Origin of the sequence: Ruegeria lacuscaerulensis (assembly GCF_013031245.1) — a bacterium.
Lineage (GTDB): Bacteria > Pseudomonadota > Alphaproteobacteria > Rhodobacterales > Rhodobacteraceae > Ruegeria > Ruegeria lacuscaerulensis_C.
In genome coordinates this window covers 363,796-380,024 of record NZ_WPZL01000001.1, presented here as the reverse complement: position 1 = coordinate 380,024, position 16,229 = coordinate 363,796, and the positions used below count along the sequence as shown (strand labels likewise).

Below are 16,229 nucleotides of genomic sequence, written 5' to 3'. Positions count from 1 at the left end.
TTCCAAGGTCTGGTTCTCACCCCATCTCGACCTGTGAGGTGAGTGAAAAAACGATGGGAAAGCTTGACTCGCTGTCATTTGGGGCTGAGGTTTTAAGCATTCCGCAGATCGATAGAATTGGCTGGTATGCTAAGACTCCGAAGCCTTTTTGTCGTGGGGCTACTTGCGCTGTTATTCGGCGCTGTGTGTTTCTACATTGTAATCGGGCTCGTCACCCCCGAACCTGCTCCGTTGCGCTCGCCCGGCAGAATCGATTGGTTTGCAGCCGCTGGCAAAATGTCGAACGAGAGCCATGAGCAACTTTCCGGTTCATGGACACTCGATTTGCCCAGGGACCACGGTCCCCATTTCGAGGGCCGCATGGAAACGTGGCAACTCACTGCTTTTCTTAGAAACGAACGCGGTGAGGACATTGGCCTTCAATTCTCAGTATTTCGCGTCGGTATCGTGCCGCCTGATGCGCCGCCTCCATCGTCGATCTGGGAGGCCCGCGATATCTATCTTGGGAATGTTACTGTTAACGGGATGCTGCAAGGTGGGATTGATGGTGACGAGCGAATATCTCGGGGGATGCCAGGGGTTGCGGGCTTCGATCCTGATATTCATGAGTTGAGGATCGACAACTGGTCGCTTCAATTCGATAGGAGCACAGCACGAGGCGAAATGCAGCTCGACGTTGCGGCGGGGAAGGTTCGCGCCGGACTGACCCTTACTCCGCTCAAGGCGCCAATTGCCACGGATGACGGCGCGACCCCATTTCGCGGATACTCAGTCACTCGCCTGAGTGTCAACGGTCATCTCAATGGTTCGCAAGGCACCGACGCTGTTTCCGGTACAGCGTGGTTCGATCATATTTGGGGAGAATTACCTATACCCGGAGCTTCACCTATTGCCTGGGATCGCCTGCAACTTCATCTTGATGACGGACGAGACTTCTCGCTTATCAGGTCCAGAAGGCGAGATGGCGGCGGCACTACGACAGCTGATGGCTATGTCGTCGATTCCGAAGGGCAATTCACCTTGTTGGATGACAATTCGACAGAGCTCCTCCCCGCCCGGCTATGGCGTGGCTCACGTGGTGCCTATCCAGTCGAATGGCTACTCAAATCGATTAGTCTGAATTTGCAGGTGACACCGATCATCGACGAACAGGAGTATGATTTCGCCGTGCCGGTCTGGAACGGCATGGTCAGAGCAGAAGGTTATTCCGGAAGCAACGGTATGGGTGGCATCGGAATGATGCAGTTAACTGGATATCAGGCTCAATGAAGCGTTGGGTTGTAATAATCGCCATTTCTGGGCTTATCGCCGCGATGTCGGCTTTCGTTTGGATATCCGGCTACTACGACAGAGCACTCAGCCAAAGTAGCGACCACTTCCGCTCGAAGACCGGGCCTGTTCCCGCTACACCTCAACGTCCCGGAGACGAGGATGCGGGATACTATGCCCTGGTTAATGAACCTTACGTCAATTGTGGCATGCCCTATAGCGCGTATCGCCGCTTCAATCCGGAAATCGATCCCGACGATCTTCTGCCAGAACGCGAGGACCGGAACGCTGAACTTCCATATGCGTTCACATCTCATGTGAACGCCGACGGCGTTGAGATCGTCTCGTCGAATTGTCTTTTGTGCCACGCCTCACGCTTCAACGGCAAACTCGTGGTTGGTCTCGGCAATGAGTTTCTCGATTTCACCCAAGACCCTCGGAGGATAGTGAACCAGGTCGGCAGTTACGTGCAGGGAGATGCGGAATCCGCTGCCTGGCAGCGGTGGGCGGACCGGGTTGATGGGATCGCTCCGTACATTCAGACGCAAACAGTTGGGGTTAATCCGGCGACCAATCTGACCTGGGCTTTGATGGCACACCGGAACAACAAGACCCTGGAATGGTCCTCCGAGCCTCTTATCGAGCCCCCGCCCACTTCGCCCCTGCCTGTCAGTGTTCCGCCCTGGTGGCGGATGCAAAAGAAGAATGCGATGTTCTATACGACAATCGGGCGCGGCGATCATTCCCGTTTCATGATTATGGCGTCGCTGCTTTGCGCGGATTCGATAGCAGAGGTCGAAGTCGTGGACGCATACGGACCGGATATACGGGCCTACTTGGAAAGTCTCAGACCGCCACCCTATCCCTATCCTGTCGATGTCGATTTGGCCGAGGAAGGCCGCGGCGTATTTGAGGATAATTGCAGTCGGTGTCACGGCACCTATGGAGAGGATGGGACCTACCCAAATCTGGTGGTTCCGCTCGACGAGATAGATACAGACAACGAATATGCGCTCGCCGCCACTGACGGCAGGCGGGACCGTTTTTACCAATGGGTTGAGAGTTCCTACTACGGCAACTCCGTGCAAATTGCCCCTGCACGCGGATACATTGCGCCGCCGCTTGATGGGGTCTGGGCGACGGCTCCCTACCTGCACAACGGCTCAGTGCCCGACATTCAGTCGCTTCTGGACAGCAGCACTCGCCCCGATTTTTGGCGTCACCGCGTCGCTCCGCGCGATTATGACCCGTCAAACCTTGGGTGGCGTTATGATCGCCTGGAACAGGGAAAGGCGGATGTCAACGATCCAGAAATGGCAAGGCAAGTTTACGATACGACCCTCCCAGGATACGGAAACGATGGGCACGAATTCGGCGACCATTTGAGTAACAACGAGCGTAAAGCAGTTCTTGAGTATTTGAAGACACTCTGACTGTATTGCCGGTTCGATTGAACAGGCGCAAATTGAAATCTCGGTGTTGTCACATTAACTAGCGACCCACAAAGAAATCCCGATGGTCGGATTTCATGCAACTCGGGTGGCGATATTCCAGACGTCAAATGCCTCGAGACGATGGTACCGGATTGCTAAGGCGGAGCGGCGGCGAGCGGGGGGCTGACAATTGCGGACGGCTGAATGGGTAGCTACGAACCTCTGTAATCCGCCTGGAGATCGAGGTGCTGTCAGACAAATTCGAACTAGTCTCAGTTTGCCGCGGAAACCGCGAACCTATCCAGAACAAAGTTGACGCCACTCGCTAAGAGCGGCGGCGCGGGTCAGCTTGAAGGTGTCTCGGCTGGTCAGCGATCTTTCCTGGTTGAAGTGGTTGTATACGGAGGAATGGACAGAAGCGAATTTCTGTAAACTTCGCATGCGCCTGAAACGTTGCATGGCGCGTTCACGCCGTCGGAAAGGAAGGTGCGAATTCTCGACGCGGTTATTGAGCCACCTTCCCGTCTGCTGTTTTTCGGTAGCGCCGAGCTCTCTGAGAGCAGCCCGATACGACGCGAAGCGATCGGTGACTACTTCTTCAGCTTTACCGTGCCGCTTCATCAATTTCCTGAGGAATTTCAATGCCGCCCGCTTGTTTCGACGTTTGGTAACGATTGCTTCCAGCACTTCGCCCTCATGATCGACGGCCCGCCAGAGGTAGTGTCTCTTGCCATTCACTTTCACGAAAACCTCGTCCACGTGCCACTTCCATTTGGAGTATGCTCTCAATTGCTGAACACGCTTTCTTCGGATCTCAGCAGCAAACACTGGACCAAACCTGTTCCACCAATACCGGACAGTTTCGTGACTCACGTCGATGCCTCGCTCGTGCAACAAATCTTCGACATTCCGAAGCGAGAGCGGGAAACGGATGTACAGCATCACTGCAAGGCGGATGATCTCGGGGCTGGTTTTGAAATACTTGAAAGAGGCAGGTCTGGTCATGGGCAAAAGCTACGCAACACCCCTGCCCCGCTCAAGCAATGTTCTTCTGACAAGACCGCGCCAACGTCTATACCTTCAGCAAGTTTGCCGGCGATTGCTTCGGGAAGCGCTGTTTACGAAAAAACTTGCTTGCTTTAGTTTGAGCGCGCGCCGGACACAACAGAACGCACCGAATGGGGCGTAGGCGCACTCAATCAAGGGGCAACCGAAGGGAGGATTGGTATGTGCCAGATGTTTGCCGGCCAAGACCCGGCACGCTATCAGAATGAGACGCGTCGCATGAGGTTGAATGGTCAAAGCACCAGTATACGACTGGAAAAATCGTTTTGGGCGATCGTCGACGAACTCGCCGAGCAAGAGGGGTTTTCCACACCCGGTTTCATTTCCAAACTTCACACCGAAGTTCTTGAAATACACGGGGAAACGAAGAATTTCACCTCTTTGCTGCGATGCACATGTCTGCTTCACATTGAGAACCTCGAAAGCTCCAACGATCCAAGGATCGCAGCCGAGTAAGTGGTTTCCTACACTGTAGTATTCACTTACTACCCGGCGCCGCGAGAAACTGTCAGCCTTTTCGAACCAGGCAAATGGTTCGGAGGAAGGCATGGCAAAAGCCATACACAGCATGATCCGCGTTCTGAACGAAGAGCGGTCGCTGGATTTTTATGAACGGGCATTCGGGCTCAAGGTATCTCACCGTCTCGACTTTTCAGCATTCGCGCTCGTCTACCTGAGAGGTAACGACGGGCCGTTTGAGCTCGAACTGACCATCAACAAAGACCGCGAAGGACCGTACAACCTGGGCGACGGACACGGACATATCGCCTTTGTTGTCGACGATCTTGATTCCGAACATGCGCGCTTTGAGGCTGAAGGGTTGAACCCCAGAAAAATCGTCGAGTTCGCACCAGATGGCGATCTGATCGCCAAGTTCTTCTTCGTTCAAGATCCGGACGGGTACGAGATCGAAGTTCTTCAGCGCGCAGGTCACTACCAGTAGCAGGCACACGCATCTGAACGGGAGGATAAGAAGTGAGATTTACACATAAAACCAAAACTTTAACGCGTCGCGATCTGCTGTCGCGATCAGTCGCAGTCGGGGCCGGGTTTGTCGTGGGCGCAGGCTATGTCGCCAGCTCGAACGCCGCCTGGGCGATGGAAACGACGTCGCTGCAGCCCGAAACCATGGCGGCGTTGGTTCAGATGGCGCGTGACATCTACCCGCATGACCATGTCGGTGACGAATACTATGTAATCGCCGTGAAGGGGTACGATACCGAAGACGCCGCACCCGGCGTCGAAGCTGGCGTCGCCGCCCTGAATGCAGCAGCGAAAGGCAGGGGCCACGCCGATTACTTATCCATGAGATGGGAACGTGATCGCGTCGATCTTCTCAGATCGATGGAAGCCAGCCCGTTCTTTCAGCAAATCCGAGGTGGGCTTGTGACTGGTCTCTATAACCAAAAGGCGGTTTGGCCGCTTTTCGGTTACGAAGGCGAGTCCTTCTCTCAGGGCGGTTACATCGACCGCGGCTTTGACGACATCAACTGGCTTTAAGGGAGATTGGCACCATGACGGCACCTTTTGATCTCACGGACGACAGCGTTGTTGTCGTAATCGGAACTGGCGCCGGCGGCGGCGTTCTCGCCAACGAACTGGCCCAGAAGGGGGTCAGCGTAGTCTCGCTTGAGGCTGGAGGACGGCACCTGCCTGAAGACTTTATCAATGATGAATGGGAGAGCTTTGGCCAATTGGCACGGCTCGATCCTCGCACAACGTCAGGCGACTGGCGGGTCGCCAAGGATTTTTCGGGCCTGCCGGCATGGATCGTAAAGTCAGTCGGCGGAACAACCCAACACTGGGCAGGCGCGTCACTACGGTTTCAAGACCATGAATGGAAAACCAAATCGACATATGGTGACGTCCAAGGCGCAAGTCTGTTGGACTGGCCGATCGACGCGGCAGAAATGGATCCCTGGTACACTCGGGCCGAAGACAAACTGGGCGTGACGCGGACGGGCGATCGCCCCGGTCTGCCTGGAAACAACAACTACAAGATCTTCGAAGCAGGCGCAAAAGCGCTTGGTTACGAGCAAGTGCACACCGGTCGAATGGCGATCAATTCCGACGAAAACCGTGACCGCAATATGTGTCAGCAGACGGGTTTCTGCTTCCAGGGGTGCAAATGGGGCGCCAAGTGGTCTGCGGGATATGTTGACATTCCAGAGGGCGAAGCCACCGGCAATCTGGAAGTCCGAGAGAAATCACACGTCGCACGAATTTTGCACGACGATAGTGGCAAGGTAACGGGCGTCGAGTACTTTGATGCGGATGGAAATCTGCAAATGCAGAAAGCGAGGCTCGTATGTGTCGCCGGCAACTCTTTTGAATCGCCAAGGCTGTTACTGAATTCGGCCTCCTCAATGTTCCCGGATGGGCTTGCGAACTCCTCTGGCCAAGTCGGACGCAACTACATGCGGCACATGACCGGTTCAGTTTACGCCGTCTTTGATCAGCCGGTCCGGATGTGGCGTGGCACTACGATGGCGGGGATTATCCAAGATGAGTCACGGCACGACCCGTCTCGCGGCTTCGTTGGTGGCTACGAGTTGGAGACACTGGCATTGGGTCTGCCATTCATGGCTGCCTTCCTTGATCCAGGCGGTTGGGGTCGCGAGTTCACGACAGCACTGGACAGTTATGAGAACATGGCCGGAATGTGGATCGTCGGAGAGGACATGCCGCAGGAAACCAATCGCGTGACACTGAACATGGACGTAAAGGACCAGTTCGGGTTGCCGGTTGCCAATGTCCATTTCGACGACCATCCGAACGACATTGCGATGCGAAACCATGCCTATAAGCAGGGCGCAGCGGTTTACGACGCGGTTGGGGCAACCCGAACATTCCCGACACCGCCCTACCCCTCAACGCACAATCTGGGGACAAACCGAATGTCGGAAAACCCCCGAGATGGCGTGGTGAATAAATGGGGTCAGACCCATGATATCGCGAATTTGTTCATCTCGGATGGTTCGCAATTCACGACGGGAGCTGCCGAAAATCCGACACTCACGATCGTCGCACTTGCAATTCGCCAAGCAGATCACATTGCTTCGCAGATGTCCCAGGGAAACCTGTAAACATCTGTTAAAAAACAAAAACAATCTCGATCCAATATCCTTGGGTCGAGATTCCTTTGTTTCGTATTAATCGTTTTCCTGTTGCAACTCGATGTCTTCAGCTGCGCTAAGATCATCGACAAAACTCCGGTTCAGCATCCAAGATCGGCGCTTACCATTCGGAACGATCCGTGTTCGTGTCATCTCGCTGAAGCGTCACCCGATGGAAGTTAGGCAAGAAACTCTGACCGACAGCGCTGCAAAACTGCTAACAGATGCAACAAATGGTTTTTGGAAATTCCCAATCGCAATCCGCTTGCTTGACCTATTTTCCGCGGGTTCCGGCCGCAGGTTAGACCGAAAAGATTGATGCTACAGTTGAACTGATTGTGCGCGAAATTTTGGCCGCGACTGAACGTGGGTTTTTGTCAAAGAAAGAAATTTGTCGTAACTCCGTCTTCATCTTCCACGACCCGAATTTGCCCTTGCAATCCCGAATTTCGGCCCGCGCACTCCGCTTAAAATATAATAGACGGAAAATGGACCGCCAAAGGGTTGATTCGCGTGAAAAACGCTTAATTTATTGGGGTTTCAGGGTCTATTTCCTAGACTCAACCCTCCATTTTCATTAGCCTGAACACAGCGAACAGGACAAAATGACGCGCCGAATATCGGGACCGAAATCTCTCCGGATTGGGTTCGCTTTGCGCCCTCAACAGCAAAGCGGACTGGTGTGTTCTAAAGATCCGACACATGGAAGACTTGGAGCGAGATCATGGTCGATATTTTTTCGAAAAAGGAAGGCCCCCGCCGCGAAGATGCGGAAGCAAAGCGACTGCTTCAAGGCAACAGAACCACCATACACAGACTTGCGGATCAGATCAGCAATGGCGAGTTTTCGCGGTCCCGGGCCAGAATGGCGCAGGCAAAGCAAGAACCTCAGCCCGAAGGAAAAAACATCCACATTCTTGGTGGAGCGACTACCGCTGCGGAACCCGATCCGGTTGTTCGGATCAGCTTGAACGACCGCGTATTCATAATGGATGCAAACTCTGGCAAGCAGATGGAATTTCTGGGCCAACTACGCACCAATCAAATCGGCACTAAGTACTTCACGCTCGCGACGAAGCAAAACGGCTTTGTCTCTCCCGTCGATCCGGAGATTGAGGAGCGCTTGGAAGATTTGAATGGGATTGTGATCGAAAACGACGACATCAGAGAAAAATTTGCTGAGGTGATAACTAAACGTCTGAAGCTCTGAGGTTTCGAAAAAATCCAGCCGGTTAAGGATGCGCCACTCGTCCTGTTTGTGCATCCGTCGAAAGAAAGCCATGCCAAACAAGAAACCGACCTCACCAATAACAAGTTCTGCTCAATCCGACGTTTCTGCAATCGTGGGCAAGCAAAGAGCCACGATGAGCGCCTGGGAAGAATTCATCGAACTGGGCCATACCACGGACGAAATCGAACAGAATGTGCGGCGTGAAATTCTGCAATCCTGGGCGCGTTGTACCGACTTGGGTATTAACGCACTTTCCGGCGCGACTCCGCAAAAAATTGGCGACGAAGCGGTTCATGATCTCAGACGCAAAAATAGCGCCCTTTGCCGCGCAACAAGAGCTGCATTTGAAAGGTTGGCCCCGCACCTGACCGAATCCGGCGCAATACTGATCCTGACGGACAGGTCCGGAACGATAATTGATGCGATCGGCGATGCGCAGACACTGGACACCGGACGCGAAATTCAATTGGAAATTGGTGGTGTCTGGGATGAACAGGTAATTGGCACCAATGGAATAGGAACGGCGTTGCGCACCGGATTGCCGACGTTCGTCCACGCATCAGAGCATTTCTGCCAAGGCATCAAATCCTGGACATGTGCAGGGGTTCCTATTTTCGACCCGTTGGATCGCCAGATCGTTGGAGTGGTCGACCTTTCCGGGCCGCCCGACATCTTCCGACCGCACAACATGGCACTTGTTGTCGCTGCTGCGAGGGAAATCGAAATCGCGCTCGCAGAACAGCAGCGCGAAGAGCGCACAAGCCTGCTTGAAGCCTTCATTGACTTGCCGAAATCTCACAACCACGAAGATGCTGTTGTGCTACTGAATTCTTCGGGCCGTATCGTATTCAACAAGAACATTGATCAAGCGACCGGCCAAGAGTCCAATGACTTTTCCATAGGCAAGCACTTGCTTTCCTGGAAACCAAGCATGACCGACGGAGATTTGGCCGCGGCATTGTCGCCCAACTTCGTAAACTCAAAAATTGATCTGCTTAAATTGGGCGGTGAGGTAAAGGGCGCCGCCTTGGTCTTGCCAGGTAAGGAACAGCTCCAAACCCCAGCGAGACCTCGCGGTATTACGATCAAACCACGAGATGGCGTAGAGGAAGACACCATTACGATTTTGGGCGATTGCCCCAAAATGCTGGAAGCAATCGAATTCGCCCGCAGAGCAGCAAAGGCCAAAGTGGCCGTTTTGGTTCAGGGGGAAACCGGTGTCGGAAAAGAACTCTTTGCCCGGCTTATCCATTATAATCACTCAAAGGAAAAAGCACCTTATGTCGCCGTAAACTGTGCGGCAATCTCTGGAGAATTGATCGGCGGAGAGCTTTTCGGTCACGTTGCGGGTGCTTTTACCGGTGCACTACGCGAGGGCAAACCCGGTAAATTTGAACAGGCAAATGGCGGCGTTCTTTGTCTCGACGAAATTGGCGATATGCCACCGGAATTGCAGACCTATTTGTTGCGGACTTTGGAGCAACGCGCAGTCTATCGAATTGGTTGTGACAAAAGACGCCCGATAGACGTTCAACTCGTCGCCATGACGAACCGAAATCTGCGACAGGATATCGAAACCGGCCGCTTTCGCAGGGACCTTTTTTACCGAATTGGCACAATAATTATTGACGTTCCGCCCCTTCGCGAGCGTGGCTGCGACGTGGACTTGTTGATTGAACATTTCAACAGGGTTCTGTCTGAAAAACTCGAGCGAGAGCGCTTGAACTTCGATAACGAGGCAATTGCAATGCTTCGCACATACCACTGGCCGGGAAATGTGCGAGAGTTGCGTAACACGATAGAAAGGCTCTGTTTGCTGCATCGAAATGGACCTGTCACCGTCAAGGACCTTCCCAGGGAAATCACAGAACCCGACGCCAATGACTTTTTGTTCGGAACTTCCCCCGATGTACCAAGCACGGATCTGGGACTGGACAGCATCGAATCCAGAGCAATTCAACGCGCGATCAAACAGGAAAACGGCAATCTGACAAAAGTTGCACTGACACTGGGCATATCGCGACCAACTTTGTATCGAAAAATCCGACTATACGGGCTTGATCGCGGGAAATAAGAAAACGGCGACGGAATGGTTTCCGCCGCCGTTTTTATAAGGACGCATGAAGTTCGGGGGGAGAAACGAACGCGGGTCCTAATGTCAGTATAGTCACGCTGGTTTTGCGTCCCCGAGTTTACGGTTGCCACGAGCCTCGTTAGACAGAAACTTGCGATGCACCACCCCACCCAGAGCAGCACCAAGGCAAGGTGCCAGAATATAAAGCCAAAGCTGTCCAATCGCTTCGGGACCGGCGAACAATGCCGGGCCAAGCGACCTTGCAGGGTTTACGGAAGAACCAGAAACGACGATGCCTGCCAAGTGAATGACAACCAGCGTGAAGCCAATGGCCAGTCCTGCGTTTGCACCCGCACCGCCTTCTTCCGTGCTTCCAAGAATAACGATCAGAAACAGTGCGGTCGCTATGAATTCGAACAGAAATGCGCCGACAACGCTGTAGTCTTTCCAGCCGTTTTGGGCGAAACCATTCGCCGCGGTATCATACCCACCTTGCTTGCTTTGAACCAACACATACAGCAGAGCTGCTGCCGCGATCGCTCCAAGGCACTGTGCGATGACGTATCCGGCAAATTCGGATGGTGACAGTCGGCCCGCGATGACGGCGCCAAGGCTTACGGCCGGGTTAAGGTGCGCTCCGGAAATATGTCCAATCGCATAAGCAATACCGATGACGGTCAGACCAAACGCTGCGGCCACACCCAACAGTCCAACTTCATGAACCATGAAAATAATAGTTGCACAGCCCATGAACACTAGGGTGAAAGTCCCCAGGCATTCTGCAATCAGTTTCTGCATGTTTTCCTCCATTAGCAGATACGTATTCTGAAGCCCGTGCCCAGAGGTGCACAGGATACCCATTGTTTTGGTGGTTTGATTTCAGGCACGAGAGCGAGCTACAGGCGTTCGCGCTCGTGAAAGTTATGGTCAGGGAACGATAACCCCGCGCCCCGTGAACCGGCGATTTTTGAAGTCGTCGATTGCCTGATTAATGTTGGTCAGCGAGTATTCCGTCTGATGCATTTTCACCAATCCATCAGCATTCAACTCCATGAGTTCAACAAGCTCTGTATAGTCACCGACCAAGCTGCCGCCGATCTTGATTTCATTAACCACCAAGTCGACTGTCGGAACTTCGATCGTGCCGCCGTATCCAACCACAACCAATTCGCCACCTTGGCGCAGAAGTTTCCAACAGATGTTTTCGACACCAAGCTCGCCAACAAAGTCGATGACGACGTGGCTGCCACCACCGGTTGCTTCCATCACTTGCTCGATCAGATCAGGGCCGCCGTCCAATACAATGTCCGCCCCCAGATCTTTGGCCAAAGCCTGAGCACCGGGCTCACGATCAACCGCAATTATCCTAGCACCACACAGATTTTTCAGGCACTGAATGGCAATATGGCCCAAACCGCCGACACCCAACACAGTGACATATGCACCTGGGTACACCAAACCCGCCGCTCGCTTGGCTGCGCGATATGCCGTAATCCCTGCATCCGCCATCGGGGCTACTTCCAGCGGTGTCACATTGGTGTTCAATTTGATCAGCGAACTTTCGTTCGTAATGAAGTATTCGGCAAAGCCGCCATCTAGTCCAAGACCGGGAAACAATCCGTGGTCGCAGTACATGTCATGACCATAACGGCAATTGAGACAGATCCCACAACTACGATGCGGATGACAAATCACGGCGTCACCAGGTTTTACAGACGTAACATTGCTACCTACGTCTTCTACCCAACCCGCATTTTCATGGCCCATGACGTAAGGCAGCAGATTACCTTCGACATCCATGATGTCTTTCCAAACACCTTCGATGATGTGCAAATCAGTGCGGCACAGCCCTGCCGCGCCAACTTTGACAATCACTTCATCCGGGGAATTGATCGTTGGTGCCGAAACCTCTTCGATCTTCAGCTGAACGTTCATTTCCGGATCGTATTCGTATAACCGTGCCGCTTTCATTTTTGATCCCTTTCATAGATTGGAGCCGGCTATTTTCCTGCCGGCGCCGGATTTTAGTTACGGACGGCCCAACAACTCGGCACCACCGCCGAGGGCGGGACCTTCGGTTGGATCGGCCTCTCCTTCGGAAAGATCACCGACCAGAGTTTCGGTTGTCAGGATGAGGGTCGCGACAGACGTCGCATTCACCAATGCGCTCGCGGTCACGCGCACCGGATCGATAATACCGGCGTCGTACATATCACGGAACTCACCGGCTGAGGCATCGTAGCCATGGCCCTGCTGAGCTGACGTGACCGAAGCTACAACCGCAACTGGGTCTGCACCCGCATTGCTGGCAATCCTTTGCACCGGCTGGGTCAAGACAGAACGAACAAGTTCCACCCCTTTTTTGACGTCGCCTTCGTTTGCCGAAACGATGTCATCCAGAACCGCACCAATTTGTGCCAGCGCTGTACCACCCCCAGCGACAACGCCATCCTCAGAAGCAGCGCGAACTGCGCTTAGCGAGTCTTCGATCAGCTGAATCTTGCGTTTCTGTTCGACCGGGGTAAATCCGCCCGCATAGATAACCGCCGTCCCACCGGATAGCTTTGAAACCCTTTCGCGTAACTTGTCCTGCTCGATGTTCGGTGGTGCAACATCATGTTGACGCTGAACCTGGGCCCGTCTGGCACGGATCGCTGCCGGGTCGCCCTCGCCCCGCAATACGCTGGTCATCGACGAGCTGACTTTGACCTTCTGAGCGCCCCCCAGTTGGGTCAGCGTAACGTTTTCGATTTTCTTTCCAAGATCACGCGCCAGAACTTCGCCACCGGTCATGATCGCCAGATCATCCATCATGGCGGCGCGCCAGTGGCCGTATTCAGGAGGGTGGACAATCAGGTATTTGCCTGCACCGCCCCCGTCCATCAGCGCAATTACGACTTCTGGTGCAATTTCTTCCGCCAAAATCAATAGCGGGCGGTTTTGCTGATCTGAAATTGCGCGCGCGTTATCCAGTATTTCTGGACGCAGGATCTTGTGATCCGTCATCAGGATCAGAGGGTTGTCGAGCACCGCCTCCATGTTGTCCTGATCCGTCACCATATGATGCGAAATGTATCCGCGATCAAAGGACATGCCTTCGACAACCTCGAGCGTCGTGTCGATAGTAACGGCGAAATCTGCAGTTATGACACCCTCTTTGCCGACGCGCTTGAACGCTTCGGCAACCAGTGAGCCGAGCTCGGGGTCAGTCGCCGACACCCGCGCTACAGCTTCGAGATAGGCCGGGTTGTCGTCACAAGACCGGGACGATTGATCGAGACCGTCTATGATCTTTTCAACGGCCAGATCGATGCCTTTGCATAGGTCGACCGGCTTGACACCGCTGGCTGTAATTTCGACCCCTTTCTGGATCAGTGCATTGGCCAGAACGATCGCCGTTGTGGTGCCGTCGCCTGCAACTTCATTCGTCTGCATCGAAACTTCCCGCACCACTTGTGCGCCCATGTTTTCGAACCGATCAGACAGTTCGATTTCCGACGCAATCGAAACCCCATCGCGTGTGACCAGCGGCGTACCAACTGGTCGGTCAATCATTGCATTCAGACCTTTGGGTCCCAACGTCGGCTCTACCGCCGCGGCCAGTTTCGAAACACCTTTGGCCAAAGCTTGCCGGGCAGTTCCGTTGTGTATCAGTAGTTTAGCCATAACTTCTCCTTGCCATCGCTCGCGTGTCGATGACTTGTTTGCTGTATTCGGTTGCGAGATGCGGTGTACTCTTAGCTGTGCGTTTCGGCCCTTCTCGGTGGAACCCGGTTATGGATGAAGTCGACCAGTGTTGGTCCATCTTCGCCAATCTCAACTTCCTTGTACCGGGTGGATTGCAGCCCACGGCACAATGCGCCGTTGAACTCCATGTTGATCCGAACGCCACGCAGCTTGCCGAGGTATTCCCGCAGGCCGCTGGATGTCAGCCGCTCACCATCCCAGGTCACAAAAGCCCGATCGCTTGCTGTCTTGGCCAGTCCCCTGGACACCAACAACGAACGATATCGCGGTTTCTGCTTTTCTTCTTCACCGCTGTCGAAGCGGATCGAATCCAACTTCTCCAACGTCATTTCGACAATCTTTTCACTGGAAAAGCCACGCTCTTCCAAGGCGAGCAAGACCGTCTCTTGACGGCGGATGAAAGCCTTTTCCAGAAACTTGTTTCGAACGGCGCTCAACTCTTCGCCGTTGCAATACTCCCGGAATACTTCGTTGAAGTCTTTTTCACCGTTGACGCCTTCGTTGACACGGTCAGCGAAACAGTGGTCGTTCAAGGTGACTTTGACACCCTGAACCCATTTCAGCCTGCCAATCTCATGGCGAATGTCGAACGCCATGAGAAAGGCAAAATTTGGAGAACACCAATAAGTCGGAAGCCTAAACTCAACTTCCACCACTTTTGAATCCAAATCGACTTCAACGAGTTCCACAAATCCCATCTCTGTGATGGGCTCGTCCAACTCTGGGTCAGTCACAAGATCCAGCTGCTGCCAGATTTCGAGTTCCAGTTCGTCTTTAAGCATCTCCAAAGTCATCGGATCATTCCGCTGCTATCTGGACAGGGGCGGCGCTGAGTTGCTTTTTCTTTGCCTCAACATCGATGTTGTAAAGCTTCGCCGCGTTCAGACCGAGGATCTTCTCCTTGATCTCATCTGTCAGTTGCACACCGCCACGTTCGGCGGAAATGTCTTCCGGAATCTGATAGTCCCAGAACTGCTCAACCAGCCACTGCGGGGTCCAGATTGCATAGTCCGAACCGAACAGAAGCTTGTCCTCTCCGACCCACCACAACAGCTCGGCGATAACCTCACCAAAGTAGCGCGGGCGCGAGAAGATAAAGGGAAGCGCAACCGCCAAACCGCCGTAAACATTAGTTTCCTGAGTCGCGATCCAGCAGAAATCATCCAGGCGAGGCAGACCGCAATGCTCGATGATCCAGTTCAGATTCTGGAAATCGGTTGCTGCGTGGTCAACGTCATGGACATCAAACGCATCCTTGCTGAGCGGTATGATGGTAGGGCCCTTGTGGACGTGAATGTTCTTGATACCCAGCTTGTCGCAGAGCTCGAAGCACTTGTAGGCTGCGGGATCGTTCAGCGCCCAACCTTTGCTTTCACCATTCCATTCGGCTGTGTACATTTTCACGCCCTGAATGTCGAAATTCTCTTTCATGTAGTGGATGTATTCCAGTGCCTTCTCGCCATCGCGCGGATCGAACGATCCGTTCACGATAAAGCGTTCCGGGTGGCGCGCTGCCATTGATGTGCTGCGCTCGATGCTGGAAAATCCGTTTTTGTAGAAGTCCCGCAGGTATGTCGACTGGATGATGGCGACATCATCAGGTCCGTCCACGAAGAGATCGCGATACACGTCATCTTCCGAGTATTTCTCGAAGCGTCCCTTTTCCCAAAGCTGCTCTGGCGGGCTTAGGTTGGTGTGATAGGCATAGAAACAGTCGATAAACTGTTTGCCGTGAACATTGCTTTGATTTTCCGGACTGCCGTCCCAAAAATGGGTGTGACCGTCAACCACAAAAATCTCTTTGCCATCCTTGGTTTTAAACATTTGTTCCTCCTGGGGTATTCCGAAAGTTCAGATCACGATCTAGAGGGGTTCAGGCCCGAGCCTTGCACGGGCCTGAACCTCGGTCCGGTTATTCGATGTACTCAAAAACGTCGTCCATGTTTCCGAACAGAACGACGGTGTTATCATCGACGCGCACCATACGTCCGTAGTGCGTGGACGTGTTCACCTCGAAGATTTCAGCGGTCATTTCCCGGCCCAGGAACTCGCTGATTTCGTCCATCTTGAAGATCAGTTTTCCACGGCCATCTACCCGGATCGTTGCCGGATTGTGGGTGACCGTGACGTTGGGATCTTCGTTCATGTACTCAGCGATGGCGCGCGCCTCGACCGAGTCATTCATCGTCACGCCGCATTGGTCCGAGATGGTCTGCTTGAATTCAATATCCTTCATGGATTTGAATATGTTACCTTGCGATGCGTCGCGTGCTACGTTTGACATTGGCTTAACT

General features: G+C 53.6%; 15 protein-coding genes and 1 pseudogene. 8 read left to right on the top strand and 8 right to left on the bottom strand.

Translation table 11 applies throughout. The features are described from left to right. Positions 1–360: 360 nt before the first annotated feature. Together GOX66_RS01905 and GOX66_RS01900 are read left to right on the top strand one after the other, a co-directional pair. Positions 361–1,269, top strand: a complete 909-nt coding sequence (locus GOX66_RS01905) for a lipocalin-like domain-containing protein (RefSeq protein WP_170759041.1) — start codon at positions 361–363, stop codon at positions 1,267–1,269. Then, positions 1,266–2,702, top strand: coding sequence for a c-type cytochrome (locus GOX66_RS01900; protein ID WP_214652548.1), 1,437 nt, complete (start codon positions 1,266–1,268; stop codon positions 2,700–2,702). Before GOX66_RS01905 ends, GOX66_RS01900 begins: the two co-directional genes overlap by 4 nt. A 93-nt stretch (positions 2,703–2,795) precedes the next feature. On the opposite strand, the pseudogene GOX66_RS26265 reads toward GOX66_RS01900, so the two are convergent. Together GOX66_RS26265 and GOX66_RS01895 are read right to left on the bottom strand one after the other, a co-directional pair. Beyond that, positions 2,796–2,945, bottom strand: a pseudogene (locus tag GOX66_RS26265) (IS6 family transposase); the annotation flags it as partial. 54 nt (positions 2,946–2,999) lie between these two features. Beyond that, positions 3,000–3,707, bottom strand: a complete 708-nt coding sequence (locus GOX66_RS01895; RefSeq protein ID WP_170759039.1) for an IS6 family transposase — start codon at positions 3,705–3,707, stop codon at positions 3,000–3,002. Between the two features lie 222 nt (positions 3,708–3,929). Here GOX66_RS01895 and GOX66_RS01890 point away from each other — a divergent pair, with 222 nt between their 5' ends. The 6 genes from GOX66_RS01890 (at position 3,930) to GOX66_RS01865 (ending at position 10,188) form a co-directional block, all read left to right on the top strand. Then, positions 3,930–4,223: a ribbon-helix-helix domain-containing protein gene (locus GOX66_RS01890; RefSeq protein ID WP_170759038.1), complete on the top strand. Its 294-nt coding sequence runs from the start codon at positions 3,930–3,932 to the stop codon at positions 4,221–4,223. A gap of 91 nt (positions 4,224–4,314) precedes the next feature. Continuing rightward, entirely contained in the window at positions 4,315–4,710 is a 396-nt protein-coding gene (locus tag GOX66_RS01885; protein WP_170759036.1) for a VOC family protein, read from the top strand. A gap of 32 nt (positions 4,711–4,742) precedes the next feature. Next, on the top strand, positions 4,743–5,267 hold the full coding sequence (locus tag GOX66_RS01880) for a Twin-arginine translocation pathway signal (RefSeq protein ID WP_170759034.1): 525 nt from the start codon (positions 4,743–4,745) through the stop codon (positions 5,265–5,267). 14 nt (positions 5,268–5,281) lie between these two features. Then, positions 5,282–6,853, top strand: coding sequence for a GMC family oxidoreductase (locus GOX66_RS01875; RefSeq protein ID WP_170759032.1), 1,572 nt, complete (start codon positions 5,282–5,284; stop codon positions 6,851–6,853). A 754-nt stretch (positions 6,854–7,607) separates the two neighbouring features. Next, positions 7,608–8,093, top strand: coding sequence for a hypothetical protein (locus GOX66_RS01870; RefSeq protein WP_170759030.1), 486 nt, complete (start codon positions 7,608–7,610; stop codon positions 8,091–8,093). Between the two features lie 154 nt (positions 8,094–8,247). Further along, entirely contained in the window at positions 8,248–10,188 is a 1,941-nt protein-coding gene (locus GOX66_RS01865) for a sigma-54-dependent Fis family transcriptional regulator (protein ID WP_237212423.1), read from the top strand. A gap of 93 nt (positions 10,189–10,281) precedes the next feature. Here the strand turns inward: GOX66_RS01865 and GOX66_RS01860 are convergent, their stop codons facing one another. From GOX66_RS01860 to GOX66_RS01835, 6 genes are all read right to left on the bottom strand, one after another. After that, entirely contained in the window at positions 10,282–10,986 is a 705-nt protein-coding gene (locus tag GOX66_RS01860; RefSeq protein ID WP_170759026.1) for an MIP family channel protein, read from the bottom strand. 129 nt (positions 10,987–11,115) lie between these two features. Further along, the gene (locus GOX66_RS01855; RefSeq protein ID WP_336508938.1) at positions 11,116–12,063 is read right to left on the bottom strand and encodes an NAD(P)-dependent alcohol dehydrogenase; all 948 of its coding nucleotides are present in this window, start codon (positions 12,061–12,063) and stop codon (positions 11,116–11,118) included. Positions 12,064–12,216: 153 nt separating this feature from the next. Beyond that, a complete protein-coding gene (groEL, locus tag GOX66_RS01850; protein ID WP_170759023.1) occupies positions 12,217–13,854 on the bottom strand; it encodes a molecular chaperone GroEL in 1,638 nt (545 codons plus the stop codon). A gap of 71 nt (positions 13,855–13,925) precedes the next feature. Next, on the bottom strand, positions 13,926–14,729 hold the full coding sequence (locus GOX66_RS01845; protein WP_170759021.1) for an iron-sulfur cluster assembly protein: 804 nt from the start codon (positions 14,727–14,729) through the stop codon (positions 13,926–13,928). Positions 14,730–14,733: 4 nt separating this feature from the next. Then, positions 14,734–15,759 carry an amidohydrolase family protein gene (locus GOX66_RS01840; protein ID WP_170759019.1) on the bottom strand — a complete coding sequence of 342 codons (1,026 nt, stop codon included), beginning with the start codon at positions 15,757–15,759 and terminating at the stop codon, positions 14,734–14,736. Between the two features lie 88 nt (positions 15,760–15,847). Then, on the bottom strand, positions 15,848–16,219 hold the full coding sequence (locus tag GOX66_RS01835) for an MmoB/DmpM family protein (RefSeq protein WP_170759017.1): 372 nt from the start codon (positions 16,217–16,219) through the stop codon (positions 15,848–15,850). Between the last annotated feature and the right edge of the window lie 10 nt (positions 16,220–16,229).

Coding starts and splice junctions, on each gene's coding strand:
- groEL (WP_170759023.1), bottom strand. CDS start 13,854: ATGGCTAAACTACTGATACACAACGGAACTGCCCGGCAAGCTTTGGCC.
- GOX66_RS01835 (WP_170759017.1), bottom strand. CDS start 16,219: ATGTCAAACGTAGCACGCGACGCATCGCAAGGTAACATATTCAAATCC.
- GOX66_RS01875 (WP_170759032.1), top strand. CDS start 5,282: ATGACGGCACCTTTTGATCTCACGGACGACAGCGTTGTTGTCGTAATC.
- GOX66_RS01900 (WP_214652548.1), top strand. CDS start 1,266: ATGAAGCGTTGGGTTGTAATAATCGCCATTTCTGGGCTTATCGCCGCG.
- GOX66_RS01860 (WP_170759026.1), bottom strand. CDS start 10,986: ATGCAGAAACTGATTGCAGAATGCCTGGGGACTTTCACCCTAGTGTTC.
- GOX66_RS01895 (WP_170759039.1), bottom strand. CDS start 3,707: ATGACCAGACCTGCCTCTTTCAAGTATTTCAAAACCAGCCCCGAGATC.
- GOX66_RS01845 (WP_170759021.1), bottom strand. CDS start 14,729: ATGACTTTGGAGATGCTTAAAGACGAACTGGAACTCGAAATCTGGCAG.
- GOX66_RS01865 (WP_237212423.1), top strand. CDS start 8,248: ATGAGCGCCTGGGAAGAATTCATCGAACTGGGCCATACCACGGACGAA.
- GOX66_RS01840 (WP_170759019.1), bottom strand. CDS start 15,759: ATGTTTAAAACCAAGGATGGCAAAGAGATTTTTGTGGTTGACGGTCAC.
- GOX66_RS01870 (WP_170759030.1), top strand. CDS start 7,608: ATGGTCGATATTTTTTCGAAAAAGGAAGGCCCCCGCCGCGAAGATGCG.
- GOX66_RS01885 (WP_170759036.1), top strand. CDS start 4,315: ATGGCAAAAGCCATACACAGCATGATCCGCGTTCTGAACGAAGAGCGG.
- GOX66_RS01905 (WP_170759041.1), top strand. CDS start 361: ATGGAAACGTGGCAACTCACTGCTTTTCTTAGAAACGAACGCGGTGAG.
- GOX66_RS01890 (WP_170759038.1), top strand. CDS start 3,930: ATGTGCCAGATGTTTGCCGGCCAAGACCCGGCACGCTATCAGAATGAG.